At 72.6% G+C, this 22,735-nt stretch carries 21 protein-coding genes and 1 pseudogene; 11 read left to right on the top strand and 11 right to left on the bottom strand.

Annotated elements, in window-relative coordinates; all coding sequences use genetic code 11:
- The first annotated feature begins 62 nt into the window (after nucleotides 1–62).
- The 5 genes from ACFP1Z_RS22450 to ACFP1Z_RS22430 all read left to right on the top strand — a co-directional run bounded on the left by ACFP1Z_RS22450 (nucleotide 63) and on the right by ACFP1Z_RS22430 (nucleotide 7,181).
- Nucleotides 63–1,808 (top strand): class I adenylate-forming enzyme family protein, encoded by a 1,746-nt coding sequence (locus ACFP1Z_RS22450; protein ID WP_390318738.1) that lies wholly within the window; start codon nucleotides 63–65, stop codon nucleotides 1,806–1,808.
- Nucleotides 1,805–2,296 (top strand): hotdog fold thioesterase, encoded by a 492-nt coding sequence (locus tag ACFP1Z_RS22445; protein WP_390318736.1) that lies wholly within the window; start codon nucleotides 1,805–1,807, stop codon nucleotides 2,294–2,296. The genes ACFP1Z_RS22450 and ACFP1Z_RS22445 overlap by 4 nt, the downstream gene beginning before the upstream one ends.
- A gap of 160 nt (nucleotides 2,297–2,456) precedes the next feature.
- Entirely contained in the window at nucleotides 2,457–3,953 is a 1,497-nt protein-coding gene (locus tag ACFP1Z_RS22440; protein WP_390318735.1) for an MFS transporter, read from the top strand.
- Nucleotides 3,954–4,073: 120 nt separating this feature from the next.
- The gene (asnB, locus tag ACFP1Z_RS22435) at nucleotides 4,074–5,927 is read left to right on the top strand and encodes an asparagine synthase (glutamine-hydrolyzing) (RefSeq protein ID WP_390318733.1); all 1,854 of its coding nucleotides are present in this window, start codon (nucleotides 4,074–4,076) and stop codon (nucleotides 5,925–5,927) included.
- Between the two features lie 207 nt (nucleotides 5,928–6,134).
- Complete coding sequence (locus ACFP1Z_RS22430) at nucleotides 6,135–7,181, top strand: cytochrome c oxidase assembly protein (RefSeq protein WP_390318875.1); 1,047 nt, start codon at nucleotides 6,135–6,137, stop codon at nucleotides 7,179–7,181.
- A 6-nt stretch (nucleotides 7,182–7,187) separates the two neighbouring features.
- Here ACFP1Z_RS22430 and ACFP1Z_RS22425 read toward each other — a convergent pair whose 3' ends face one another.
- From ACFP1Z_RS22425 to ACFP1Z_RS22415, 3 genes are all read right to left on the bottom strand, one after another.
- Nucleotides 7,188–8,060 (bottom strand): hypothetical protein, encoded by an 873-nt coding sequence (locus ACFP1Z_RS22425; protein ID WP_390318732.1) that lies wholly within the window; start codon nucleotides 8,058–8,060, stop codon nucleotides 7,188–7,190.
- A gap of 195 nt (nucleotides 8,061–8,255) precedes the next feature.
- Nucleotides 8,256–8,642: a VOC family protein gene (locus ACFP1Z_RS22420; protein WP_390318872.1), complete on the bottom strand. Its 387-nt coding sequence runs from the start codon at nucleotides 8,640–8,642 to the stop codon at nucleotides 8,256–8,258.
- A 149-nt stretch (nucleotides 8,643–8,791) separates the two neighbouring features.
- Nucleotides 8,792–9,877, bottom strand: coding sequence for an S-(hydroxymethyl)mycothiol dehydrogenase (locus ACFP1Z_RS22415; RefSeq protein WP_390318730.1), 1,086 nt, complete (start codon nucleotides 9,875–9,877; stop codon nucleotides 8,792–8,794).
- A 368-nt stretch (nucleotides 9,878–10,245) separates the two neighbouring features.
- Here ACFP1Z_RS22415 and ACFP1Z_RS22410 point away from each other — a divergent pair, with 368 nt between their 5' ends.
- Nucleotides 10,246–10,788 carry a COG1361 family protein gene (locus tag ACFP1Z_RS22410; RefSeq protein ID WP_390318728.1) on the top strand — a complete coding sequence of 181 codons (543 nt, stop codon included), beginning with the start codon at nucleotides 10,246–10,248 and terminating at the stop codon, nucleotides 10,786–10,788.
- Nucleotides 10,789–10,904: 116 nt separating this feature from the next.
- On the opposite strand, the gene ACFP1Z_RS22405 is transcribed toward ACFP1Z_RS22410, so the two are convergent.
- From ACFP1Z_RS22405 to ACFP1Z_RS22380, 6 genes are all read right to left on the bottom strand, one after another.
- Nucleotides 10,905–11,450, bottom strand: a complete 546-nt coding sequence (locus ACFP1Z_RS22405) for a hypothetical protein (RefSeq protein WP_390318726.1) — start codon at nucleotides 11,448–11,450, stop codon at nucleotides 10,905–10,907.
- Nucleotides 11,447–11,695, bottom strand: coding sequence for a helix-turn-helix transcriptional regulator (locus ACFP1Z_RS22400; RefSeq protein WP_390318723.1), 249 nt, complete (start codon nucleotides 11,693–11,695; stop codon nucleotides 11,447–11,449). The genes ACFP1Z_RS22405 and ACFP1Z_RS22400 overlap by 4 nt, the downstream gene beginning before the upstream one ends.
- A 76-nt stretch (nucleotides 11,696–11,771) precedes the next feature.
- A complete protein-coding gene (locus tag ACFP1Z_RS22395) occupies nucleotides 11,772–12,023 on the bottom strand; it encodes a DUF6372 family protein (RefSeq protein ID WP_390318721.1) in 252 nt (83 codons plus the stop codon).
- Between the two features lie 72 nt (nucleotides 12,024–12,095).
- Nucleotides 12,096–13,295: a MalY/PatB family protein gene (locus tag ACFP1Z_RS22390; protein WP_390318720.1), complete on the bottom strand. Its 1,200-nt coding sequence runs from the start codon at nucleotides 13,293–13,295 to the stop codon at nucleotides 12,096–12,098.
- A gap of 229 nt (nucleotides 13,296–13,524) precedes the next feature.
- Nucleotides 13,525–15,909, bottom strand: a complete 2,385-nt coding sequence (locus ACFP1Z_RS22385; RefSeq protein ID WP_390318719.1) for a glycoside hydrolase family 65 protein — start codon at nucleotides 15,907–15,909, stop codon at nucleotides 13,525–13,527.
- Nucleotides 15,906–16,649: an HAD family hydrolase gene (locus tag ACFP1Z_RS22380; protein WP_390318718.1), complete on the bottom strand. Its 744-nt coding sequence runs from the start codon at nucleotides 16,647–16,649 to the stop codon at nucleotides 15,906–15,908. The genes ACFP1Z_RS22385 and ACFP1Z_RS22380 overlap by 4 nt, the downstream gene beginning before the upstream one ends.
- 165 nt (nucleotides 16,650–16,814) lie before the next feature.
- Here ACFP1Z_RS22380 and ACFP1Z_RS22375 point away from each other — a divergent pair, with 165 nt between their 5' ends.
- Both ACFP1Z_RS22375 and ACFP1Z_RS22370 read left to right on the top strand, forming a co-directional pair.
- Complete coding sequence (locus ACFP1Z_RS22375; RefSeq protein ID WP_390318717.1) at nucleotides 16,815–17,333, top strand: hypothetical protein; 519 nt, start codon at nucleotides 16,815–16,817, stop codon at nucleotides 17,331–17,333.
- A gap of 178 nt (nucleotides 17,334–17,511) precedes the next feature.
- On the top strand, nucleotides 17,512–18,351 hold the full coding sequence (locus ACFP1Z_RS22370) for a DUF2127 domain-containing protein (protein ID WP_390318716.1): 840 nt from the start codon (nucleotides 17,512–17,514) through the stop codon (nucleotides 18,349–18,351).
- A 19-nt stretch (nucleotides 18,352–18,370) separates the two neighbouring features.
- On the opposite strand, the pseudogene ACFP1Z_RS22365 reads toward ACFP1Z_RS22370, so the two are convergent.
- Nucleotides 18,371–19,375, bottom strand: a pseudogene (locus tag ACFP1Z_RS22365) (chitinase); the annotation flags it as partial.
- A gap of 181 nt (nucleotides 19,376–19,556) precedes the next feature.
- Nucleotides 19,557–20,753 (bottom strand): rod shape-determining protein RodA, encoded by a 1,197-nt coding sequence (rodA, locus tag ACFP1Z_RS22360; protein WP_390318715.1) that lies wholly within the window; start codon nucleotides 20,751–20,753, stop codon nucleotides 19,557–19,559.
- Between the two features lie 153 nt (nucleotides 20,754–20,906).
- On the opposite strand from rodA, the gene ACFP1Z_RS22355 reads away from it, so the two are divergent.
- From ACFP1Z_RS22355 to ACFP1Z_RS22345, 3 genes are all read left to right on the top strand, one after another.
- Nucleotides 20,907–21,182, top strand: a complete 276-nt coding sequence (locus tag ACFP1Z_RS22355) for a hypothetical protein (RefSeq protein ID WP_390318714.1) — start codon at nucleotides 20,907–20,909, stop codon at nucleotides 21,180–21,182.
- Between the two features lie 207 nt (nucleotides 21,183–21,389).
- Nucleotides 21,390–21,689 carry a Sec-independent protein translocase subunit TatA gene (gene tatA / locus ACFP1Z_RS22350; RefSeq protein WP_390318713.1) on the top strand — a complete coding sequence of 100 codons (300 nt, stop codon included), beginning with the start codon at nucleotides 21,390–21,392 and terminating at the stop codon, nucleotides 21,687–21,689.
- A gap of 39 nt (nucleotides 21,690–21,728) precedes the next feature.
- Nucleotides 21,729–22,310, top strand: coding sequence for a TerD family protein (locus tag ACFP1Z_RS22345; RefSeq protein ID WP_390318711.1), 582 nt, complete (start codon nucleotides 21,729–21,731; stop codon nucleotides 22,308–22,310).
- The last annotated feature ends 425 nt before the right edge of the window (nucleotides 22,311–22,735 follow it).

The following is a 22,735-nucleotide window of genomic DNA, read 5'->3' as shown; positions in this document are numbered from 1 at the left end:
CGTCGCCCGCGCGCCGCGACAGCTCCCCGCGGCCGCGCACCCAGACCGAAGCCAGGTGAATGATGCCGCTCTCCTCACACACGCTGCTGACCGACGAGCCCCGCCGGCGCCTCGTCGAACTCGACGGCCTCGGCGGCGGGAACGCCTGGCGCGTCGCCGCCGAGCTGAACCCGGCCGCCGACCAGCCCCTGATAGCCGCCGACATACCGCTGCTCAACACCGAGGGCTGGCAGCAGTCCGAGTTCAGCCTGCGGCAGCTCGACGCCCTCGCCGAAGCCTGGGCCGCCTGGTACCACGACCGGGGTGTGCGCGCCCGCGACCGCGTCGCGATCTACATCGCCGACTCCTTCGAGAACCATCTGCAACTCGCCGCCCTCGCCCGCATCGGGGCCATCGCGGTGCTCATCAACGGCCGGATGAAGCCCGAGCTCGCCCTCGGCCTGATCCGCCGCACCGCGCCCGTCGGCATCTACACCGACGCCCCCCGGCTGTCGCTGTTCGCCGGCCGCGAGCGCGAACTGCCCGTCGTGCGCTGGACGGTGACCCGCGAGGACGTGGGTATCCTCGGCGACGCGAAGCTGCCGCACGTCGCCGAGTACCGGCACGGCCCCGAGGACCCGGTCGTCATCTGCCACTCCTCCGGCACCACCGGCAACCCCAAGCCCGTGGTGTGGACCCACCGGCAGTCCGTCACGGGCGCCCTGTACCGGCTGACCCACCAGCCGGCGCAGGAGACCTCCCTGGTGCTCGCCGCCTATCCGCAGTCCCACTCCAGCGCCATCGCCTTCACCTTCTACTCGCTGCTCGGCGGCGTGCCCACCGTCGCCTGGTCCGACCCCAGCGGGCCCGGCCTCGCCCGCGGCTGCGCCACCTACCGGCCGGCCGTCGTCATCGCCTTCAACGAGGCCCTGGCCCACCTGGCCACCCGCAACCCCGACCCCGCCGACTTCACGTCCGTGCAGATGTGGGTCAACCTCGGCGACTGCGGCCACGACGCCCACCTGCGCAGGCTCATGGAGCTCGGCCACACCCGCACCGAGCAGGGCGGCACCGTCCCCGGCTCGATGATCGACGACGGACTGGGCTCCTCCGAACTCGGCTGGGCGGCGCTGCGCCGGGAGATCACCCCCGACAGCCCGCCCCGCGCCCGCCACCTGGGCCGCCGCGTCCCGATCACCGAGGTCGCCGTGCTGCGCGAGGACGGCACCCACGCCGGGCCCGACGAGGTCGGCCTGCTCGGTGTGCGCGGCGACGCCATCGCCCGCGGCTACTGGAACGACTCCGACACCACCTACCGCTCGATGCTCGGCGGCTACTGGCTCTCCGGCGACCTCGTCTCCCGCACCGAGGACGGCGACTTCTTCCACGTCGACCGCCTCGTGGACCGGATCCGCACCGACGACGGCGACGGCTACTCCGCCCTGATGGAGGAGGAACTGCTGCTGAACCTCAAGGAGATCGCGGACTGCGCCGTCGTCGCCGGACACGACCACGAGCGGACCGTGCCCGTCGCGCTCGTACGGCTCTACGACGGCCATGGCGACGCGGCCGATCTGCTGCGGCGCGCCAACGCCGTCCTCGACGGGATCGGCCAGCCCCGGCTGGCCATGCTGGAGATCGCCGCCTCGGCGGGCGACATCCCCCTCGGCCCCACCGGCAAGGTCCTCAAGCGGCAGCTGCGCGAGAAGTACGTCGCCGTGCACACCTACGCGCCCGCCGACCCCGCCTCCGTCGCCCGCGCCGAGGACCTCCGCGGCGAGGACACCCGCGAAGACGCGGCGCACGCCCAGTCGGCGGGCACCCGATGACCACCACAGCGCCGAGGACCCCCGCACCGTCGGGGCAACACCCCACCGCGAGCGGGGCGTTGCCGGACGGGATCCCCGAGGACACCGTCGCCTGGATCAACGAGGTGGGCGCCGACACCCTCCCCGGACGCATGGGCATCACCTTCCTCGAAGCCTCCGCCGAGCGGCTGGTGGCCACCATGCCGGTGGCCGGCAACACCCAGCTGTACCGGATGCTGCACGGCGGCGCCTCCGTCGTGCTCGCCGAGTCGCTCGGCTCCATCGGCGCCGTCCTGCACGCCGGCGACGGCCATATCGCCGTCGGCGTCGACATCAACGCCACCCACCACCAAGCCGCGCGCGGCGGGACCGTCACCGGGGTCGCGACCGCGCTGTATCTCGGCCGGACGACGGCGACCTACGAGGTCGTCGTCTCCGACGAGAGCGGACGCCGACTGTGCACCTCCCGCATCACCTGCACCATCCACGCGAGGCGCAAGCGCACATGAGGCGCCCGGGTGCGCCGCCCGCACCGGGGCGCGCACCCGGACCGCCGGCCGCCGGCCCCGCCCGGCGACCGGTCGCCCCGTCCATGTCCGTCCCGCGGACCGATGCCCGGTCCGCCACCGCACCGGCCGCGCCGTACGCGCACCGGTGCAAAGGAGCCCCATGACCGATCAACTCGCCCCGCCCACCGTGGCCTCGGGCACGACAAAACCGTCCCTGCGCACCGGACCGACCCTGTGGGTCCTGCTGTCGGCCATGTTCTTCGCCCAGTTCGACTTCTTCGTGGTGAACGTCGCCGCGCCGTCGCTGGAGGAGGGCATCCACGCGGGACCGGCCGCCCTCGAACTCGTCGTGGGCGGCTACGCGTTCGCCTACGCGGCGGGCATGATCACCGGCGGCCGGCTCGGCGACAAGTACGGCTACCGCCGGCTGTTCGTCATCGGCACCATCGCCTTCGGCATCACCTCGCTGCTGTGCGGCCTGGCCCAGGACCCCACCCAGCTGACGATCGCCCGGCTCGCCCAGGGACTGGCGGGCTCGATGATGGTGCCGCAGGTCCTCGCGACCATCACCGCCGAGTTCCCCGACGAGAAGAAGCCGCGCGCCATGGCCTGGTACGGCGCCGCGGCGGGCCTGGGCTCCATCGCGGGCCAGGTGCTCGGCGGCGCGCTCATCGCCGCCGACTTCGCGGGTCTGGGCTGGCGCAACATCTTCTTCATCAACGTCCCGTTCTGCATCGTCATCGCGGCCGCCGCGATGCGCGTGCTGCCCGCCAGGACGCACACCCGCAAGGTCGGGCTCGACCCGGTCGGCGCCTTCGGCGTCGCTCTCGCGCTCGCGCTGCTGCTCGTGCCGCTCACCATGGGCCACACCTCCAACTGGCCGGTGTGGACCTGGGTCAGCATGGCCGTCGCCGTGCCGGTCGCGGTCGTGACCGTGCTGTGGGAGAAGAGGATCGGCCGCGGCGGCGGCGACCCCGTGCTCGTCTTCCCGCTCTTCCGCACCCCCTCCTACCGCGGCGGCGTGATCGCGAGCATCGCGTTCATGGTCTACTTCGGCAGCTTCATGTTCACCCTGACCCTGCTGCTGCAGTCCGGCCTGCACCAGGGCCCCTTCCAGGCGGGCCTGCTGTTCTCCCCGATGGGCATCCTCTTCACCGCCACCTCCATGATCGGCCGGAAGCTCACCAACCGGTGGGGGATGGGCGCCCTCTCCTTCTGCAGCGGCGTGATCATCCTCGGCCTGGTGATGCTCGCGGTCCGGCTGTGGATGGCCGGGCCCGACACCGGCCTGCCGTACATCGTGCTGTGCCTGTGCCTGATCGGCGCCGGCAACGGCGTGGTCCTGCCGGCCCTGTTCGGCGCCGCGCTGATGCGGGTCCGCCCGCAGGACGCGGGCATCGCCTCCGGCATCCTCACCACCTCGCAGCAGTTCGCGAGCGCCGCCGGTGTCGCCGTGATCGGCGCGGTGTTCTTCGCCGTCGCCGGCAACAAGCCCGCCGACGCGGACTGGGCCCAGGCCATGGGCTGGTCCACCGTCGTCAGCGCCGTCATGGTCCTCGTCGTGATGTGGATGACCTGGACCTTCAAGAAGTTCGCCGGAACGGCGCAGCAGAGCCAGAACCAGAGCGACGCGACGGCCGCCGCCGCGCACGTCTGAGCCACGCACCGCATCGCCCGGGGTGCGGCCTCTCCCCCACGGAAGGGCCGCACCCCGTTCCCCATCCCCCACCAGGCACAGCGAAATCCCCCACCAGGTACAGCGAACGGAGAAGCACGTATGTGTGGAATCGCCGGCTGGGTCTCCTTCGATCCCGCCCGCCCCGTCACCCGGGCCACCGCCGACGCGATGACGGAGACGATGGCCTGCCGGGGTCCGGACGCCCACGGCCTGTGGCTGGACCGGTACGTCGCCCTCGGCCACCGCCGGCTCGCCGTCATCGACCCCGACGGCGGCAAGCAGCCGATGACCTTCGAGCACGGCGGCCGGACCGTCGCCGCCCTCACCTACAGCGGCGAGGTCTTCAACTTCCGCGAGCTGCGCCGCGAGCTGACCGACCTCGGCCACGTCTTCCGCACCCACAGCGACACCGAGGTCGTCCTGCACGCCTACCTGGAGTGGGGCGAGGCGTTCACCGAGCGCCTCAACGGCATGTACGCGTTCGCCGTGTGGGACGCCCGTACCGAGGAACTGCTGCTGGTGCGCGACCGGATGGGCATCAAGCCGCTCTACTACTACCCCACCCCCGACGGCGTGCTCTTCGGCTCCGAGCCCAAGGCGATCCTCGCCAACCCCGCCGTGCGCCCCGCCCTCGACGCCGAGGGCCTCGCCGAGCTCATCGGCTTCACCAAGACCCCCGGCCACGCCGTCTACAAGGGCATGCGCGAGCTGCCCCCCGGCCACACCCTGCGCGTGCGCGCGGGCGGCAGCCGGCTGCACCGCTACTGGGCCCTTGAGGCCCGCGAGCACACCGACGACCTCGACACCACCATCGAGCACGTGCGGGACCTGCTGGAGGACATCATCGCCCGGCAGCTCGTCGCCGACGTGCCCGTCGGCACCCTGCTCTCCGGCGGTCTGGACTCCTCCGTCATCACCGCCCTCGCCGCCCGCGAACGCGCCGCCGCCGGCGCCGAGCCGGTGAAGTCCTTCGCCCTGGACTTCGCCCGCCACGCCGAGCACTTCGAGGCGAACGACTGGCGCGGCACCCCCGACACCCCCTTCGCCGAGGCCCTCGCCCGGCACGCGGGCTCCGACCACCGCGTCGTCACCCTGCCGCCCGACGCGCTCCTCGACCCCGCCGCCCGCAGGGCGGTCATGACCGCCCGCGACCTGCCCTTCGACCTCGGCGACGGCGACACCTCCCTGTACCTGCTGTTCAAGGCCGTGCGCGAGCACTGCACGGTGGCCCTGTCGGGGGAGTCCGCCGACGAGGTCTTCGGCGGCTACCGCTGGTTCCACCACCCCGACTCCGTGGCCGCCGACACCTTCCCCTGGCTCGCCCCGCCCTTCGGCTCCGGCATCTCCGGCCCCGGCAGCGGCCCCACCGAGGCCCTGCTCGACCGCGGCCTGCTGGAGAAGATCGACCTGCGCGGCTACCGCGCCCAGCGCTACCGCGACGCGCTCGCCGAGGTCCCGCACATCGAGGGCGCCCCGCCCGTCGAGCGGCGCATGCGCGAGATCGGCTATCTGCACCTGACGCGCTTCGTGCAGTGGATGCTCGACCGCAAGGACCGCGCCAGCATGGCCGTCGGCCTGGAAGTGCGCGTCCCCTTCTGCGACCACCGTCTCGTGGAGTACGTCTTCAACACCCCCTGGTCGATGAAGACCTTCGACGGCCGCGAGAAGTCCCTGCTGCGCGCCGCCACCCGCGACGTACTCCCCGCCGAGATCGCCGACCGCGTCAAGGCCCCCTACCCGACCACCCACGATCCGTCCTACCTGGCCGGTCTGCGCACCGCCCTCAGGCGGGCCACCGAGGGCCCCGACGCGCCGGTCCGCGCCCTGCTCGACGGCTCCGCGCTCGCCGCCGCCACCGCCGAGAGCCCCGCCCCCGGCTACCGCACCGGCACCGAACTCGTCCTCGCCCTCGACCACTGGCTGCGCACCCACGACGTGGCCCTGGAGTTCTGACCTCTTGCGCCGCGGGCCACCCGGGTCCGGCGGCGCTCTCTCGCCCCCGCGACTTTGCCTGCCCATGGGGCATCGTTGGCCGGTACGCGGGCCTCCTTTGACGCCAGGCCCGTCAATGCCATGGAATCCCCAACTCCCCGGCCCTGCCCGTAGATCCACTACGGGCAGGGCCTACGCTCGTCCGCCGTGGCAGACACGCACCACCTCATCACGCACCACCTCGTCACGGCCCACCCGCTCGCCTCCCCGGACCCGCTCCCGCCGCTGACCCCGGCCCGCGCGCTCGGCACCTGGCAGGCCGACCCGTTCGGCATCGCCCTGCTGCTCGTCCTCGGCGGACTGTACGCGTGGGGCGTGCTGCGGCTCGTCCGCCGCGGGGAGCGCTGGTCCGCCGCCCGTACGGCCGCGTTCGCGCTCCTCGGGCTCGGGGCCGTCGCGGCCGCGACCCTGTCCTTCCTCGCGGTCTACTGCCGCGTCCTGTTCTGGCCCGCCGCCGTGCAGAACGTCCTCCTCGACCTCATCGCCCCCCTCGGCCTCGCCCTCGGCGACCCGCTCGCCCTGGCCCGCCGCGCCCTGCCCGCCCGCGGCGCCGACCGCCTCGCCCGCGCCCTGCGCGGCCCCCTGGTCCGCGCCCTGACCTACCCCCTGGTCAGCACCGTGCTCGTGCTCGCGACCGAGCTGTGCGTCTACTTCACCCCCTACTTCCCGGCCGCGCTGCGCGACGGCACCGTGCACCGGCTGATGTACCTCCATCTCCTCGCGGCGGGCAGCCTGTTCGTCCTGCCGATGCTCACCGGCGAGGAACTGCTGCCCCGCTGGTGCAGCCACCCCGTACGGGCCCTGCTCGTCTTCGTCGACGGGCTCGTCGACGCGGTGCCCGGCATCGTCGTGATGACCAGCGGCACCCTCGTCGCCGGCGACTGGTACACCGCCCAGGACCGCGCCTGGGGTCCCGCTCCCGAGCGGGACCAGATGCTCGGCGGCGGGCTGATGCTCTCGATCGCCGAACTCGTCGGCCTGCCCTTCCTGATCGCCGTGTTCGTCGCCTGGCTGCGGGCCGACCGCGCCCGGACCGCCGCGCTCGACCGCGCCCTGGACCACGAACTGCTCACCGTTCCCGCGCCCGTTCAGACGGAGCGGCAAGCGGCGGCGGAGGAACCCGCCCGCCCCGCACCCGAGCTGACCCGGCCCTGGTGGGAGACCGACCAGGGCGTCGTGGGGGAGCGCTGGCGGCGCAGCCGCGGCGAGGGCTGAGCACGGTCAGCCGGAGCCGTCCTCCAGCAGCTCCGCCAGGGGGACGGCCGCCACGTCCCGCGCGGGACGCGACACGTGCAGCGCCGCGTGGTAGTAGCCCTCCGACTCCCTGCCCCGCGGGTCCGCGCCCGCCGCCGCCACGGCGGCCAGCGCCCAGTCGCGCTCCTCGGCGTCCGTGAACCGGCGCTGCGGGTACGTACGCGCGGCGACGGTCTCCGTGCGCAGCCCGTGCGCGGCCAGCGCCCGCGCGATCGGCTCGTAGGGCAGGGTCCGCAGCCAGAACGCGGCCACCCACGGCGGCTCCCCGGCGGCGGCGACCAGTGCCGCGAGCGTCCGCGCCGTCAGGAAGCTCGTCCCGCCCGTCACGGTGATCAGCCGGGCGCGCCGCGCCGCGCGCAGCAGGCCGGGGCCGGGCGCGCCGGTCTCCAGGTTCTCCGCGAACGCCGCGTCCAGCAGCCCGGCCGCACGCGCGTAAGCCACGGCGCGGGCGGCCACGTCCAGCCCGGTCACCGGCACCGCGTCGGGGCGGCGCCGGTCCGCGAACCACCGCCGGTCCGCCGCGACGAGTTCCGCGCTGCTCAGGGCGGCGGTGGCGGGCCCGGTGTAGCGCTCGTACAGCTCGTCGAGCGTCACCTCGTGGTTGATCAGGGCGGCGTTGACGCCGTACGAGCAGCACACGTCCAGCACCACGGGCGGCCTGCCGTCCAGGGTCCGCAGCCGGGCGGCCAGGCGGCGGAACAGGCCCTGCGCGTGGTGGGGCGTGCGGTACTCAAGGGGGCGCAGCGCCGTGAAGTAGGGCCGGGGGTCCGGGCAGTCGTAGATCGCGTCGAACCGGGTCGTCCCCGGTTCCCGTCCGGGCCCGGCCGGCGGGTGGGTCATGGCACGCGCTCCTCTCGCCCCGGGCGGCGCCCGGCCTCCTCGCAGCAATCACTGCCTCCGAAGGCCCGGGAGCAAGGGAGTCCACCGGCGAATCCAGCCATTTGCCGTGCCGGGCGGCCGCCCGGCGGCACGCGAGGAGCCCCGGACCGCCGCAGTGCGGCCCGGGGCTCTCGTCCGTGAGGGAACGGGGCGCGGCTAGGAACCGCTGCCGTACGGGCTGGTGAGGATCTCCAGGTAGTGCCCGTCCGGATCCGGGAAGTACACCCCGCGCCCGCCGTGGTTGTGGTTGATCTCGCCCGGCTGCTTGCCGTACGGGTCCGCGCAGTACGCCAGCCCCGCTTCCTTGACCCGGCCGAAGATCGCGTCGAAGTCCTCCTCGGAGACGAGGAAGGCGTAGTGCTGCGGGGTGATCTTCTCCTGGTCGGTGGTGGCGAAGTCCAGGGTGACCCCGTTCGCCGTCTGCACGGGGACGAACGGACCCATCGGGGGGCCGACCTCAAGGCCCATGATGTTCGCCAGGAATTCGGCGGACGCCTGCTTGTCCCGGGCGTGGACGATGGTGTGGTTCAACTCGACTGCCATGCTGTGCATGCCTCCCAGGGCAGTTCCGGCGGCCCCGGCGCACCGCACCCGGATGGTGGGCGACGAAAACCGCCGTAAACGATCTTAAGCCGTCATGTCCCTTCTGTCACGGGCCTGTTCGGCGGTACCGGGCAGGCCGGGGCGCACCGTCACAGCAGGACCACCGACCGCAGGACCTCGCCCCGCTCCATGCGGTGGAACGCCTCCTCGACCCCGTCCAGGGCGACGGTCTCGCTGACGAACGCGTCCAGGTCGAGCCGGCCCTGCAGATACAGGTCGATGAGCAGGGGGAAGTCGCGGGACGGCAGACAGTCGCCGTACCAGGAGGACTTGAGCGCGCCACCGCGCCCGAAGACGTCCAGCAGCGGCAGCTCCAGCTTCATCTCCGGGGTGGGCACGCCCACCAGGACCACGGTGCCGGCCAGGTCGCGCGCGTAGAAGGCCTGCCGGTAGGTCTCCGGCCGGCCGACGGCGTCGATCACGACGTCCGCGCCGAAGCCCCCGGTCGCCTCGCGGATCGCCTCGACCGCGTCCGTGGCGCCCGAGTCGACGGTGTGCGTGGCCCCCAGCGCGCGTGCCCGGTCGAGCTTGGACGCCGCGAGGTCCACCGCGATGATCTTCGAGGCGCCGGCGAGACGCGCGCCCGCGACGGCCGCGCAGCCCACGCCGCCGCAGCCGATGACCGCGACGGTGTCGCCGCGCCCCACCGCGCCGGTGTTGAGGGCGGCGCCCAGCCCGGCCATCACGCCGCAGCCCAGCAGACCGGCCGCCGCCGGGGCGGCGGCGGGGTCGACCTTGGTGCACTGCCCGGCGGCCACGAGCGTCTTCTCCGCGAAGGCCCCGATGCCCAGCGCGGGGGAGAGCTCGGTGCCGTCCTGAAGGGTCATCCTCTGCCGGGCGTTGTGCGTGGCGAAGCAGTACCAGGGGCGGCCGCGCCGGCAGGCCCGGCACTGGCCGCACACCGCACGCCAGTTGAGGATCACGAAGTCGCCCGGCGCCACCTCGCTCACCCCGGCGCCCACCGACTCCACGACGCCCGCGGCCTCGTGCCCGAGCAGGAAGGGGAACTCGTCGCTGATGCCGCCCTCCCGGTAGTGCAGATCGGTGTGGCACACCCCGCACGCCTGGACCCTGACCACGGCCTCGCCCGGACCGGGGTCCGGCACCAGGACCGTCTCGACCCGGACGGGCTCGCCCTTGCCTCGCGCGATGACACCGCGTACCTGTTGCGCCATGGGGTGCTGCCTTTCTTGCCGGACGGCTCGCTGACGGGCCCGGCCCCCGCGTGGGCGGGGACCGGGAACAGGTCCAACATCTCATCCCGCTTCCCGACGGGCCGCGCCCCGCCCCCGGATGACGGTCCGTCGGACGGGTGCGGGAAGCCGGACACCGTACCGGAACGCATCGTTCGCCCCGTTTCTTCCGTTCTTCGCAGAGGCATCACGGGAGCATCACCGAAACTTCCCGGCCATTCCTTCACGTGCGCCAGAGCCGCATCCCTGCCCACACCAGCGACGCAGGTCACAGCACGCCCCCTCCAGGTGGCCGGAGTTTGATCCGCGTTGCAGCCAGGATCCGCACCCGCCCTCTACGCTCCCTCGCCATGCGCAGAACAACACTCAGACGGGCCGCTCTCTCCGCGACGCTGGCCCTCGGTGCCGGGCTCCTCGGCTTCGCCCAGCCCGCCTCCGCCGCTGCCCCCGTCCCCATGACCGTCACCGTCGACAAGCAGACGGCGACCCCGGGATCCACCGTCAACCTCACACTGACCTTCACCAACACCGAGTCCACGAACGTGCAGTTCGTGTACCAGTCGATCCAGCCGTCCTACGACACCTCGCAGGACGTCGGGCTGAAGTACGCCTTCACCTCGTGCACCGGCGACGTCTCCGCCTGCGACGTGGCCGCCAAGCAGAGCGGATCGATGCGCTACAACGTGCCGGTCACCCCCGGCGCCACCCGCACCGTCAAGCTCAGCTACCAGATCGCCGCCGACTCGGCATGCGGCCCCAGCAGGCGCATCGACTTCTACTCGTACCTCTACTACGAGTACCAGGCCGGGCAGCAGAAGAAGGACGGCGTCTACCCGGTGGGCACCGCCGTCACGTGTACGGGCGGCAACCCGGCAGCGGCCGCCCACAAGTGACACACCGTTCCGTGCGCATGGCCTCCGTCCGGGCCCGCTGACAGCCCGTGACACGAGGACAGGCCCGGCCGGTGACTCCACCGGCCGGGTCACGGCATGGGCAGCGGCATGTCCCCTCAGGCCGCCTGCGCTTCGAACTCCTCCTCGTCCGGCACCTCGTCACGCACCATCAGACACGCCGTCCAGGCCGGCATCAGCCAGAACGTCACCAGCGTGACGACCGCGACCGGCAGCAGCGGCAGCGAGACCGCCGCGCCCCGCACCCGGCCCGCCACGAGCAGGGCCACGACCCCGCCGAGCAGCGCCGCCACGCTGATGCGGTGCGCGCGGGCGAGCACGCGCTGCCGCTGGGCGATCTGCCACTCGTCCAGCACCCGGGCGCGCAGCTCCAGCAGCCCGCGCGTGGCGGCGTTGATCCCGCCCATCGCCACGCACCACAGCGGCACCAGGACCACGGTGGCGGCGAGCAGCAGCCACGGCCGGTCGTCCGCGATACAGAAGATCTCGGCCGCCAATACGGCCGCGGTCAGGGTGGCGTGGACGGCGACCAGTGCCCTGCGCCGTCCGCGCGTCGCGTACAGCGGCCGGGCGGTCCCCTGGTTCATGATCTCGAACATGCGCCGGTCGTAGCGGCCGGCCCGCTCAAGCTGCTTGATGGTCATGACGTCGTCCTCCCGTACACCTCGTCCGTGAGCGGCCGGAACGGCTCCAGCGAGAACAGCGCCTCGACCGGGAGCCCGAAGAACCTGGCGATCCGCAGGGCCAGATCGAGACTCGGGTTGTAGTCCCCGCGCTCGATGTAGCCGATCGTCTGGTAGTGCGCGCCGACCGCCTCGGCCAGGCGCTTGCGGGACACCTTCCGTTCTGCCCGCACTATCGCCAGTCTGTTGTGCACCTGCTCGCTCATGTATAAGAAGTACTACATCGGAGAGCAGTGGCGCAACGCTTGAAGGAGTTCGAGGACAGTGCGGCCGTGAGCGGTCTCAGGCCGTCGCGGAGTGCTCGTGACGGTGCCAGCGGGCGGGTGCCGCCTCGTGGCACGCCTCGCAGACCGGGAAGCGGACCTCGCCCCTCGCGGGCAGGTGCACCGACAACTCCAGCCCGGGGTAGGCCTCTTCACCGCACACGTGCACCCCGTGGTGGACCACCGCGCACATGCAGTGGCACGGCTCGATCTGCTCCATCGACGCGACGGCCGGCGACGGAACGTGCCGTAGACTCCCAAAAATGGGCATACCGTGATTTTACGCCCGACTGCCGGGCGGCGCGGGCGGGCCGCGGCGCCCTCGCCTCGCCGGGAGCCCGCGTCAGCCCACCGCCTTCGCCATCCTGCGCACCGCCTCCGTGATCACCTCCGGTGAGGCCGCCAGGTTCAGCCGCACGTGCCCGGCCCCGCCCGTACCGAAAGGGATGCCGCTGCTGAGCGCGACCCGGCCGCGCTCCAGGAAGACAGCGGCCGGGTCGTCGCCCAGGCCCAGTGCCCGGCAGTCCAGCCACGCCAGGTAGGTGCCCTCCGGCGGCACGTACCGCACGTCCGGCAGATACCGGTCCAGCAGCTCGCCCAGCAGCCTCCTGTTCCCGTCGATCCCCGCGAGGAGCGCGTCCAGCCAGGGCTCGCCGTGCCGCAGCGCCGCGACGTGCGCGATCACCCCCAGATGACTCGCCCCCTCGCCCACCATCGAGGGCAGCCGCGCCAGTTCGTCCGCCGCCCCGGCACCGGCGACGGCCAGCGCCGCCTTCGCCCCGGCCAGATGCCACGCCTTGGACGCCGAGAGCAGGGCGAAGGCGCCCTCCGTGCCCGGCACCGACAGATACGGCACGAACCGCGTCCCGGGCCGCACGAGCGGGGCGTGGATCTCGTCGACGACCATCCGCACCCCGTACGCGGCCGCCGGCTCCGCCACCGCCGCCAGCTCGGCACGGCTGTGCACCGCCCCCGTCGGATTGTGCGGGCTGCACAGCAGACAGGCGGCCCGCCGCCCGCCCGCCACCGCCTTCGCGAACGCGCCCTCCACGGCCGTCGGATCGATCCGGCCCGCCGCGTTCAGCGGTGCCTCGACGATCCGCCGCCCCGCGTGCCGGAGAGCGCCGAAGAACGGCGGATACACCGGCGGGTTGACCACGACCGCGTCCCCCGGGTCCGTCACCAGCCGCAGCATCTCCACCACGCCGTGCATCACGTCCGGTACGAGTGCCGTGCGCCCGGGGACGACCCCGTCCCAGCCCCACCGGCGCCGCGCGAAACCGCCCAGCGCCCGCGTGTACTCCTCTCCCGTCGCATAACCCGTGTCACCGAGCGCGATCGCCTCGGTCAGCGCCCGCACCACCGGACCGGGCAGCGGCACGTCCATCTCCGCCACCCACAGCGGCAGGACGTCCGGCGGGTACGCGCGCCACTTGCTGCTCGTGCGCCGCCGCAGCTGATCGAGGGTCAGGGCACGCAACGGATTGCCTCCAGGGCCGGACGCGCCGGCCTCCGCGGCGGGGGACATCGGGAAATCGGCCATGGCCCCATTGTGCTGCGCCCGCACCGCCCCGTCCGCGCCCGGAACGCGAACCCGGCGCACACGGACCACAGTTGCTGGCCTACCGTGCTGCACCCGCCCCCCGCAGCGTCCGGGACCGGCCCGAATCCGGCGCGCACCAACCCCGGTCGGCGACCCGTCGTGCTGTGCGGCACCGCCCCCTCCGGGATCGGCCCGAACCCGGGCCGCGCCGACCGCAGTCGGCAGAACCTCAGTCCCCTGTCCCCTCCGGCTCCGGGCGCTGTGACGTCCAGCCGCGGTGCGCCGGGCGTCGTCCCGCCGGCTGCGTGGGCTCCGGACGCTCGGGCAGCTCCGGCACCGGCCGGCTCACCGGGGAACCCGGCTCCAGTGTCAGCTCCTCCCCGCAGTGCTCCAGCCGGAACGTCTCGCCCTCCCGCAGGGTGTATGTCACCGTCCCCGCCGTGATCTCCACCCGCAGCAGCCGCTTGCGCACCTGCACCGTGAAGGCCAGCCGCCCCAGCTGCTCGGGCAGCCGGGGCGCGAACGCCACGCTGCGGTCACCGTGCCGCATCCCGCCGAACCCGTTGACGAGCGCGATCCAGGTCCCCGCGAGGGAAGCGATGTGCAGCCCGTCGCGCGTATTGCTCTCCAGGTCCGACAGGTCCATCATCGCGGCCTCGCCCAAGTAGTCGTAGGCCAGCCGCAGATGACCCACCTCCGCCGCCATCACCGCCTGCACGCAGGCCGACAGCGAGGAGTCCCGCACCGTCAACGGCTCGTAGTAGGCGAAGTTCCGGGCCTTCTCCTCGTCGGTGAACACATCGCCGCGCACCGACATGGCCAGCACCAGGTCCGCCTGCTTGACCACCTGCTTGCGGTAGATGTCGAAGTACGGGAAGTGCAGCAACAGCGGATACTGCTCCGCCCGCGTCCCCGCGAAGTCCCACAGCTGGTGCCCGGTGAAGCCCGCCGACTGCTCGTGCACCCCCAGCGTCGCGTCGTACGGCAGCGTCATCCGCTCCGCCGCGTCCCGCCACGCCGCGGTCTCCTCGTCGTCCACGCCGAACGAGGCCGCCAGCTCCCGGTGGCGCTCGGCGGCGCCCGCGGCCGCCCGCAGATTCCGCTGCGCCATCAGATTGGTGTAGACGTTGTCGTCCGCGACCGCGCTGTACTCGTCCGGGCCCGTCACCCCGTCGATATGGAACCGCCCCTGATGGTCGTGGTGGCCCAGCGAGCGCCACAGCCGGGCCGTGTGGACCAGCAGCTCCAGGCCCACCTCCTCCTCGAAGACCGAGTCCCCGGTCGTCTGGAGGTAGTTGGTCACGGCGTGCGCGATGTCGGCGTTGATGTGGAAGGCGGCCGTGCCCGCCGGCCAATAGGCCGAGCACTCCTCGCCGTTGAGGGTGCGCCAGGGGAACGCCGCCCCCTTCAGCCCCAGTTGCTCGGCGCGCTGCACGGCGGCGGGCAGCGTCGCGTGCCGCCAGCGCAGCGCCTGCGCGGCCGCCGCCGGCGCCGTGCACGTCAGCACGGGCAGCACGTACATCTCGGTGTCCCAGAAGCAGTGCCCGTCGTACCCCGGCCCCGTCAGGCCCTTCGCCGCGATCGGCCGGCACTCCGCGCGGGCCCCCGCCTGCAGCACGTGGAAGAGCGCGAACCGCACCGCCTGCTGGATCTCCGCGTCGCCGTCCACCTCCACATCGGCCCGGTCCCAGAAGTCGTCCAGGAAACGGCGCTGTTCGGCGCACAGCCCCTCCCAGCCGCTGCTCGCGGCCGAGGCCAGCCCCGCGTCCACCTGATCGTGCATCGCCGGCAGCGACCGCACCGCCGACCACCCGTAGCAGACCGTCTTCTCCAGCCGCAGCCGCTCTCCCGGCGCCAGCTCCGAGGTGACGGTGAAGCGGCCGACATCCGCGCTGGACTTGGTGTATGTCCGCGTACCCCGGCCACCCTCGACCCGGTGGTCCGCGCCCACCGCGACCCGCAGCCCGCTGCGCTCGGTGCGGTGCACCAGCAGCAGCCTTTCCTCCTGCGAGAGGTGCTCCTCGGACACCAGCGGGTTCTGCAGCACCGCCGCGACCCGAGGATCCCCGCCCGCCCTCGGCAACTGCTCGTTGGCGACCAGCTCCGACTGCAGCACGATCCGCACATCGGCGTCGACCGGCTCCACTTCGAAGGCGATCGCCGCGACCGCCCGCTGGGTGAAGGACACCAGCCGAGTCGAGCGCACCCTGACCGTGCGCCCCGCCGGCGACGTCCACTCCACACTGCGGTGCAGCACCCCGGAGCGGAAGTCCAGCACCCGCTCGTGGCTCAGCAGCCGCCCGTGGCGCAGGTCGAAGGGCTCGTCGTCCACGAGCAGCCGGATGATCTTGCCGTTGGTGACGTCGATGACGGTCTGCCCGGACTCCGGATAGCCGTAGCCGGCCTCGGCGTAGGGCAGCGGCCGCAGCTCGTAGACGCCGTTGAGGTACGAGCCGGGCAGCCCGTGCGGCTCCCCCTCGTCGAGATTGCCGCGCCAGCCGATGTGCCCGTTGGCGAGCGCGAAGACCGACTCGCTCTGCGGCAGCACGTCCAGATTGAGCTCGGTCTCGCGCAGCAGCCACGGCTCGACCGCGTACGCCGGATGCGTGATCACGCCGTGCCCTCCAGCAGCCGCTCCAGACCGGTGACCACGACATCGGCGCCGTGCGCGCGCAACTCCTCGGCCTGGCCCACCCGGTCGACCCCCACCACGTACCCGAAGGAGCCCGCCCGGCCCGCCTCCATCCCGGCCAGCGCGTCCTCGAAGACGGCCGCACTCCCCGCGTCGACCCCCAGGTCGTGGGCGGCGGCCAGGAAGGTGTCCGGACGCGGCTTGCCCGGCAGCTTCCGCTCGGCGGCCACCACGCCGTCGATCCGCACCTCGAAGAGGTCCTCGATCCCCGCCGCGACGAGCACGTCACGGCAGTTCGCGCTGGAGGAGACCACGGCCCGGCGCAGCCCCGCCTCGCGAGCGGCCCGTACGTAGCGCACCGAGCCCTCGTACGCCTCGACGCCCTGCTCCCGGATCCTGCGCAGCACCAGCTCGTTCTTGCGGGTGCCGAGCCCGTTCACCGTGTCCTTCTCCGGCGGGTCGCCGGGCTCGCCCTCGGGCAGCTCGATGCCCCGCGAGGCGAGGAAGGAACGCACCCCGTCGGCCCGGGGCAGCCCGTCCACATAGCGGTCGTAGTCGGCGACCGGGTCGAAGGGCCGGAAACCGGGCCCCTCCCGCGAGCGCAGGAAGCCGTCGAACATCTCCTTCCACGCGGCCGCGTGGACGGTCGCCGTCCGCGTGAGCACACCGTCGAGGTCGAACAGACAGGCACGGATGGAGTCGGGAAGGCCGAGGCTCGTCACGGGGTGATGATGCCCAGCCCCCGGCGCGCCCGCGCCCGGCACCGGCGGAATACACCCGCATGCGCCCGCGCGGCGCCCGGCCCGCCGGCGTACCGCTGCCCGCGAGCGGGCAGCGGAGCACCGGCCGGTTCCCGTCCTCCCCGGCAGGACCCGTAAAGTGATCAAATGACCCATGCCGTTGATGTCGTCGAAGCCGCTGCCGTCGCGCTCGGGGAACGCACCTGGATCCCCCACGACCAGGAAGTGACCCTCGGGCAGACCTTCCTCGCCCACCGGGACGCCGTGGAACCGCGGCTGCTCCCGGGCATGCCCCGCAACCCCGATCCCCAGGGCTGGGTGACCCAGCACGTGCTGTGGCTGGAGGACGTGGCCGCCGTCACCGACGGCCTGCTCCAGCAGTGGCAGCCGTATCTGCCCGTCAGCCATATGACGGCCCTGGTGACCGCCTACGCCGACCAGGCGCGCGCGGTGCTGCCGCTCTCGGCGCAGCTGCGCGAGGCCTGGGAGGCCGAGCAGCCCGCCCCGCAGACGGCGGAGCAGGTCGGCTGGTGGGAGGAGTGGCACCTGCCGGAGGCGCAGCGCCAGCAACTGGACGCGGCCACCCACCGGCTGATCGTCATCGGCTCCGTCGTCGTCGCGGCCGTGACCGGTGCCTGGCACACCCCGCAGGAGCAGCAGGCCTGAACCGCGGGCCGCCGCCCCCGCCCCGCGCCCAGGGTCAAGTACGTCTCAACGACCGCTCAAGCGAAGGGTTTTTCCGCCGGGAAGCCGCCGGAACCCGGGTCACGCACAGTAACGTCGGTGTGTTCACGGGCGCACGGCCGGGGCCCCCGGCGGGCCCGGCGGCGGACGAGGAGGGCGGATGAGCGAGGAGTCGGGTCCCCGGCCCGCGCCCGGCGTGCGGCACCGGCGGCGCCGGGTGTGGTACGAGCTGATCGAGTGCGGCCTGCACGGGCACCGGCTCGTCGGCACCGACGCCGGCCGCGTCCGTCCCGCCGACGCCCTCGTCGTCAGGGAGTGGGACGGGCTGCGCTGGCACCGCTGTCTGCGCTGCGACGCCTGGCTCGTCCTGCCGCCGCCCGAGGCGGCGGGACGCGAGTTCCCGCCCGGCCGCGCGGAGATCGCGCTGCCGCTGCGCGGCCGGCCGCTGCGCGACCGCTACGTGCTGCGCCTGATCGCCCTCGACCGCCTGGTGCACTTCGTGGTCCTCGGCATCCTGGCCGTCGCCGTCCTCGTCTTCGCGGGCGAGCGGCGCCGTCTGCACGATCCCTTCTACCGGGTCGTCGACGCGCTGCAGAACGGCGTCGGCGGACCCAGCGGCCGCTCCGGGCGCGGACTGCTCGGCGAGCTGGAGAAGGCGTTCTCCGCGCACACCTCCACGCTGTGGGTGATCGGCCTGGTGCTCGCGGCGTACGCGCTGCTCGAAGGCGTCGAGGCGGTCGGACTGTGGCGGGCCAGGCGCTGGGCGGAGTACCTCACCTTCGTGGCCACCGCGGTCCTGCTCGTCCCCGAGATCTACGAGCTCACCGGCCACATCACCGTCACGAAGATCCTCACCCTGGTCGTCAACCTGGCCGTCGTGGTCTATCTGCTCGTCGCCAAGCGGCTGTTCGGGCTGCGCGGCGGCGGCCGGGCGGAGGCCGCCGAGCGGGAGCGCGACAGCGGCTGGGAGGCGCTGGAACGCGTCCACCCCGGCCGCTGATGAACCGTCAGCTCCCGGCGGGTCCGTACGCGTTCCCGCCCGTGAACGGCGCGAAGGTGTGCGTGAAGTACCAGGTGTCCTGCGGGATGCCGGAGCAGGTGTCGGAGCCCTTGGTGCCCGGGCAGCCGCCGTTGTCGCGCTGCAGCGCCCAGAACGACAGCGTGTTGATGCCCCGGCCGAGCGCCCAGTCGCGGACCTTGACCGCGTCCTGGGTGGTGAAGGTCTCCGCCGGGCCGTAGTCGTCGAGTCCCGGCATCTCGGTGACCCCGGTCATGGCCCACAACTCGGCCGGTGACTTCGCCGGATACAGCTGTGCCAGCTGGGAGACCAGCCCCTCGGCGGCACCGACGGTGTCGGCGGCCATGTCGTGCGTGGCACCGTCGTAGTAGTCGAACGTCATGATGTTGACGACGTCGACGCGGGTGCCGTTGCCCGCGGCGTTGCGCAGGACCGCGAGCCCGGAGTCCGCCAGGCCGTGCGGCGTCGTCGGCAGGGTGTAGGAGAACTGCAGACTGCGGCCGGTGCTCGCCGCCCAGTCCTGCACCTTCTTCATCGCCTTGTTGCGGCGGTCGACCCCCTCGCTGTTGGTCAGGGAGTTGTCCTCGATGTCCATGTCCAGGCGGGGCACGTCGTAGGTCGTGACGATGTTCTCGTACGCCGCCGCGAGCCGGTCGACGTCCGGGCAGCTGTCGGCGAGTTCGGTGCCGCCGTGGTCCGCGGCGTACCCGCCGAGGGAGGGGATGACGTCCCCGCCGCCCGCCCTGATGGCGGCGATGTCCTCGCCGAAGACGGACGGGGAGACGGGCTTGCCCGTGTCGCCGTTCCAGTACGGCGTGCAGGAACCCCTCGCCTCGGTCTGCACGAAGGCCAGGGACAGGTGCTTCGCGCCCGACCGCGCGGCCAGCGCCGCCGGGCTGTCCTTGCCGTAGGTCTCGAAGTAGGGGGCGAAGACCCTCGGGGGCAGCGGAGCGGCGGCCCGCGCCGTGCCCGCCCCGCCGGCTGTCAGCCCGGCGGAGGCGGCCATGGTGGCGAAGGCGGTCAGCGCGGCACGGAAAAGCCCGGTTCGTCGCACGGAAACTCCCGGAGGCTCGGATACGCGTGAGGGGTGAGTGAGCGCTGAACATGCTTGGACTGGACCAGAGTTGCGTCAAGCCCTCACGCGCCTGCCTTCCGGGCGGGCCGCCGCCCGGAAGGCCGACAGCCGGTCAACCGCTGCGCGGGCGGCGGGAGTCGATCCGAATGGACTGGAGCATGCCGACCGCGATGCACACCGCGAACATCGACGACCCCCCGTAGGAGACGAACGGCAGCGGAATACCCGCGACCGGCATGATGCCGAGCGTCATCCCGATGTTCTCGAACGACTGGAAGGCCAGCCAGCACACGATCCCGATGGCCAGCAGCGTCGCGAACATGTCGCCCGCGCGCCGGGCGATGCCCAGCGCCCGCCACAGCACCACACCCAGCAGCGCGATCAGCGTGCCCGCGCCGAGGAACCCCAGCTCCTCGCCGGCCACCGTGAAGACGAAGTCGGTCTGCTGCTCGGGCACGAACCCCCCGTTGGTCTGAAAGCCCTGGAACAGCCCCTGCCCCAGCAGCCCTCCCGAACCGATCGCGATGCGCGCCTGGTGCGTGTTGTAGCCGATGCCCGACGGGTCGAGCCGGGGATCGGCGAACGCGGCGAAGCGGTTGAGCTGGTAGGTGGAGAGCAGGTGCAGCGAGAAGACCGCGGCCACGGCCACCGCCGCCACGGCGGCGAGGACCGCGAGCGTACGGCCCGGCAGCCCGGAGGCGAACAGCAGCCCGGCGGTGATGGCGCCCAGCACCAGACTCGTGCCCAGCTCGTGGCTGACGATGATCACCAGGGCGGGCACGGCGAACAGACCGAGCACCGCCATCATCTGACGCGACGTGGGCGTGGCCGCGGTGTGCGTGTCGCGCGCCTCGGCCAGCAGCGCCGCCAGCATGATCACCAGCGCCGGCTTGACGAACTCCGAGGGCTGGAGGGAGAAACCACCCCCGAGGACGATCCAGGAGTGCGCGCCATTGACGGTGCTCGCCAGCGGCGTCATCACCGTGGTGAGCAGCAGCAGCGCGGCCCCGTAGATGAAGGGGGCGTATCCGCGCAGCCGGCGGTAGTCGACGACGCTCATCGCCACGCACAGCACGAGGCCGATGCACAGATTGAGCAGATGCCGCTTGAGATAGAGGTTGGGGTCGGCGCCCACGGCCTCCTGCCGCTGAGTGGTGGCCGACCAGGTCAGCAGCCCTCCGACGCCGCCGAGCGCCAGCGCGGCGCCCAGCAGCACCCAGTCCAGCCGCCACAGCGGCGAGGAGCGGCCGAACGCCCGCCTCGCGGGGCCGCGGGCCGGAGTGCGCACGAGCGAGGTTTCCACGGTCATGCCCTCCCGTACCGGGGCTCGCGGGCACGGTACCGTGCAAGCCCCGCACGCTGTCTGGTGCTCCGAACGGTCACGCTGTGGCACACTACAGTTATTCAGTTGCGCAATAGCTGAAATGACTACTGCGTCGCCCCACTTCGTTCGTCCTGATGCATGCTGCCCGTGCGCGCCGCCTCGCAGGCGCCGGGCGCGGGGCGCGCACGACGCGTACGGGAGGGTGCGGTGGCGGGGTGGGAGACGGCGGTGCTCGCCGGGGGGCCCGAGGACGGGCTGCGGGTGCGGGTGGCCGGCCAGCCGATGGTGCTGCAGGTGGTGCGCCCGTGTCCCGCCGAGGATGCCCCGGATGGTGTACTGGTGCAGGCGCTGTACGTCTACCGGCGTGAGCCGGGGGAGCCGCTGCGCTACGGATACGACCCGGTGAGCCCCTGAGCGGCATCGGATCGCGCCGTCCTCTTCGTTCCTGTTCGCTGCCTTCGCGGCGCGGTATTCATCCCGTGCGGAGCCGTTGAAGCGCAGCGGACGGCGAATAGACGGTAAACAATCGCATGATTGCGCAATCCGGCAAGTATAGTGGCGGCTACTGACCTCGCCGGGCAGCGGTCGCGGCGAATCCAAGCGGAATGAGGTGTGTCGGCGATGTGGCTGCGAAACGGTTTGGAGCCCTGGCACCTGCTCGTCCTGGCGCTCGTGGTGCTCGTGGTCTTCGGCTCCAAGCGGCTGCCGGACACGGCCCGTGCCCTGGGCAAGTCCCTGCGGATCCTCAAGAGCGAGACCCGGGCGATGAAGGACGAGGGCGCGAGCACGGCGCAGACCGGCCAGGAGCCCGCCCGTGAGACGCCGGCGGTGCACCGCATCCAGGCGGCCCCCGGTGATGCGGCCTCCTCCCGCCCGGCGCAGGAGAACAGCACCGCCCCCGGCGGCCCGGCCGCGCACTGACCCCCTTGTGACGCGTACGACCTCGACGGAGACAACGCGATGAGTGTGACCCTGGCCAAGGGCGGCAACGTCTCGCTGAGCAAGGAGGCGCCCGGCCTCACGGCCGTCTCGGTGGGCCTGGGCTGGCAGGCGCGCACCACCACGGGCGCCGACTACGACCTGGACGCCAGTGCCCTGCTGTGCGGGGCCTCGGGCAAGGTCCTCTCCGACCGGCACTTCGTCTTCTTCAACAACCTCGCCAGCCCCGACGGCTCCGTCCAGCACACCGGTGACGAGCTCGTCGGCGGCACCGGGGCGGGCGACGACGAGACGATCCACGTCGACCTGACGCAGGTCCCCGCCGAGGTCGCAAGGATCGTCTTCCCGGTCTCCATCTACGAGGCCGAGAGCCGCGGGCAGACCTTCGGGCAGGTCCGCGACGCCTATATCCGGGTGGCCGACCGGGCCGACGGCCGGGAACTGGCCCGCTACGACCTCACCGAGGACGCCTCGACCGAGACCGCCATGATTTTCGGGGAGCTCTACCGGCGCGGTGGCGAATGGAAGTTCCGTGCCGTCGGCCAGGGTTATGCCTCCGGACTGCGCGGCATCGCCCTCGATTTCGGCGTCAACGTCAGCTGACCTGCGCGCACGGTACGGGCGTGCGCTCCGCCGGCTTCCCCTCCCGCGGTGCGCGGCCGTGAAAAGCGCGTGAATATCCTCACGTGCCATGAGTCCCCGCAACCGCCCGACGTCACCGGGCACTTCACCCGGTGACGGTGCGGCGCCCCATGGCCGTCGCTGTTTCCCGCGTGCCCCTCGGGGCGCCGACGGGCAAACGGATTTCGAGAGTTCGGCTTCCGCCGCCCCGGATCCTCACGGCCTGCCGCTCGTTCCCCTTTCTGTGGGGAAACGTCTACGGGCCTGTATTGCACGGGAGTTCCCGGCGGCCGGAAGAGGGGGCAGCGTGGGCGAGGATGAGCCTCAGGTAATACTTGCTATATTGCGCAACTGAGCAACAGGCGGTGGTCGCGGCACGCGGCCGCCCCGACGGATGGGGAGCGCGC

Source organism: Streptomyces gamaensis, from assembly GCF_042656465.1.
Lineage (GTDB): Bacteria > Actinomycetota > Actinomycetes > Streptomycetales > Streptomycetaceae > Streptomyces > Streptomyces gamaensis.
This window is presented reverse-complemented; position numbering and strand designations above follow the sequence as displayed.

Coding starts and splice junctions, on each gene's coding strand:
- ACFP1Z_RS22400 (WP_390318723.1), bottom strand. CDS start 11,695: ATGAGCGAGCAGGTGCACAACAGACTGGCGATAGTGCGGGCAGAACGG.
- ACFP1Z_RS22355 (WP_390318714.1), top strand. CDS start 20,907: ATGCTGCCCGTGCGCGCCGCCTCGCAGGCGCCGGGCGCGGGGCGCGCA.
- ACFP1Z_RS22395 (WP_390318721.1), bottom strand. CDS start 12,023: ATGCCCATTTTTGGGAGTCTACGGCACGTTCCGTCGCCGGCCGTCGCG.
- ACFP1Z_RS22420 (WP_390318872.1), bottom strand. CDS start 8,642: ATGGCAGTCGAGTTGAACCACACCATCGTCCACGCCCGGGACAAGCAG.
- ACFP1Z_RS22370 (WP_390318716.1), top strand. CDS start 17,512: ATGAGCGAGGAGTCGGGTCCCCGGCCCGCGCCCGGCGTGCGGCACCGG.
- ACFP1Z_RS22450 (WP_390318738.1), top strand. CDS start 63: ATGCCGCTCTCCTCACACACGCTGCTGACCGACGAGCCCCGCCGGCGC.
- ACFP1Z_RS22375 (WP_390318717.1), top strand. CDS start 16,815: ATGACCCATGCCGTTGATGTCGTCGAAGCCGCTGCCGTCGCGCTCGGG.
- ACFP1Z_RS22440 (WP_390318735.1), top strand. CDS start 2,457: ATGACCGATCAACTCGCCCCGCCCACCGTGGCCTCGGGCACGACAAAA.
- ACFP1Z_RS22410 (WP_390318728.1), top strand. CDS start 10,246: ATGCGCAGAACAACACTCAGACGGGCCGCTCTCTCCGCGACGCTGGCC.
- tatA (WP_390318713.1), top strand. CDS start 21,390: ATGTGGCTGCGAAACGGTTTGGAGCCCTGGCACCTGCTCGTCCTGGCG.
- ACFP1Z_RS22390 (WP_390318720.1), bottom strand. CDS start 13,295: ATGGCCGATTTCCCGATGTCCCCCGCCGCGGAGGCCGGCGCGTCCGGC.
- ACFP1Z_RS22425 (WP_390318732.1), bottom strand. CDS start 8,060: ATGACCCACCCGCCGGCCGGGCCCGGACGGGAACCGGGGACGACCCGG.
- ACFP1Z_RS22445 (WP_390318736.1), top strand. CDS start 1,805: ATGACCACCACAGCGCCGAGGACCCCCGCACCGTCGGGGCAACACCCC.
- asnB (WP_390318733.1), top strand. CDS start 4,074: ATGTGTGGAATCGCCGGCTGGGTCTCCTTCGATCCCGCCCGCCCCGTC.
- ACFP1Z_RS22345 (WP_390318711.1), top strand. CDS start 21,729: ATGAGTGTGACCCTGGCCAAGGGCGGCAACGTCTCGCTGAGCAAGGAG.
- ACFP1Z_RS22415 (WP_390318730.1), bottom strand. CDS start 9,877: ATGGCGCAACAGGTACGCGGTGTCATCGCGCGAGGCAAGGGCGAGCCC.
- rodA (WP_390318715.1), bottom strand. CDS start 20,753: ATGACCGTGGAAACCTCGCTCGTGCGCACTCCGGCCCGCGGCCCCGCG.
- ACFP1Z_RS22405 (WP_390318726.1), bottom strand. CDS start 11,450: ATGACCATCAAGCAGCTTGAGCGGGCCGGCCGCTACGACCGGCGCATG.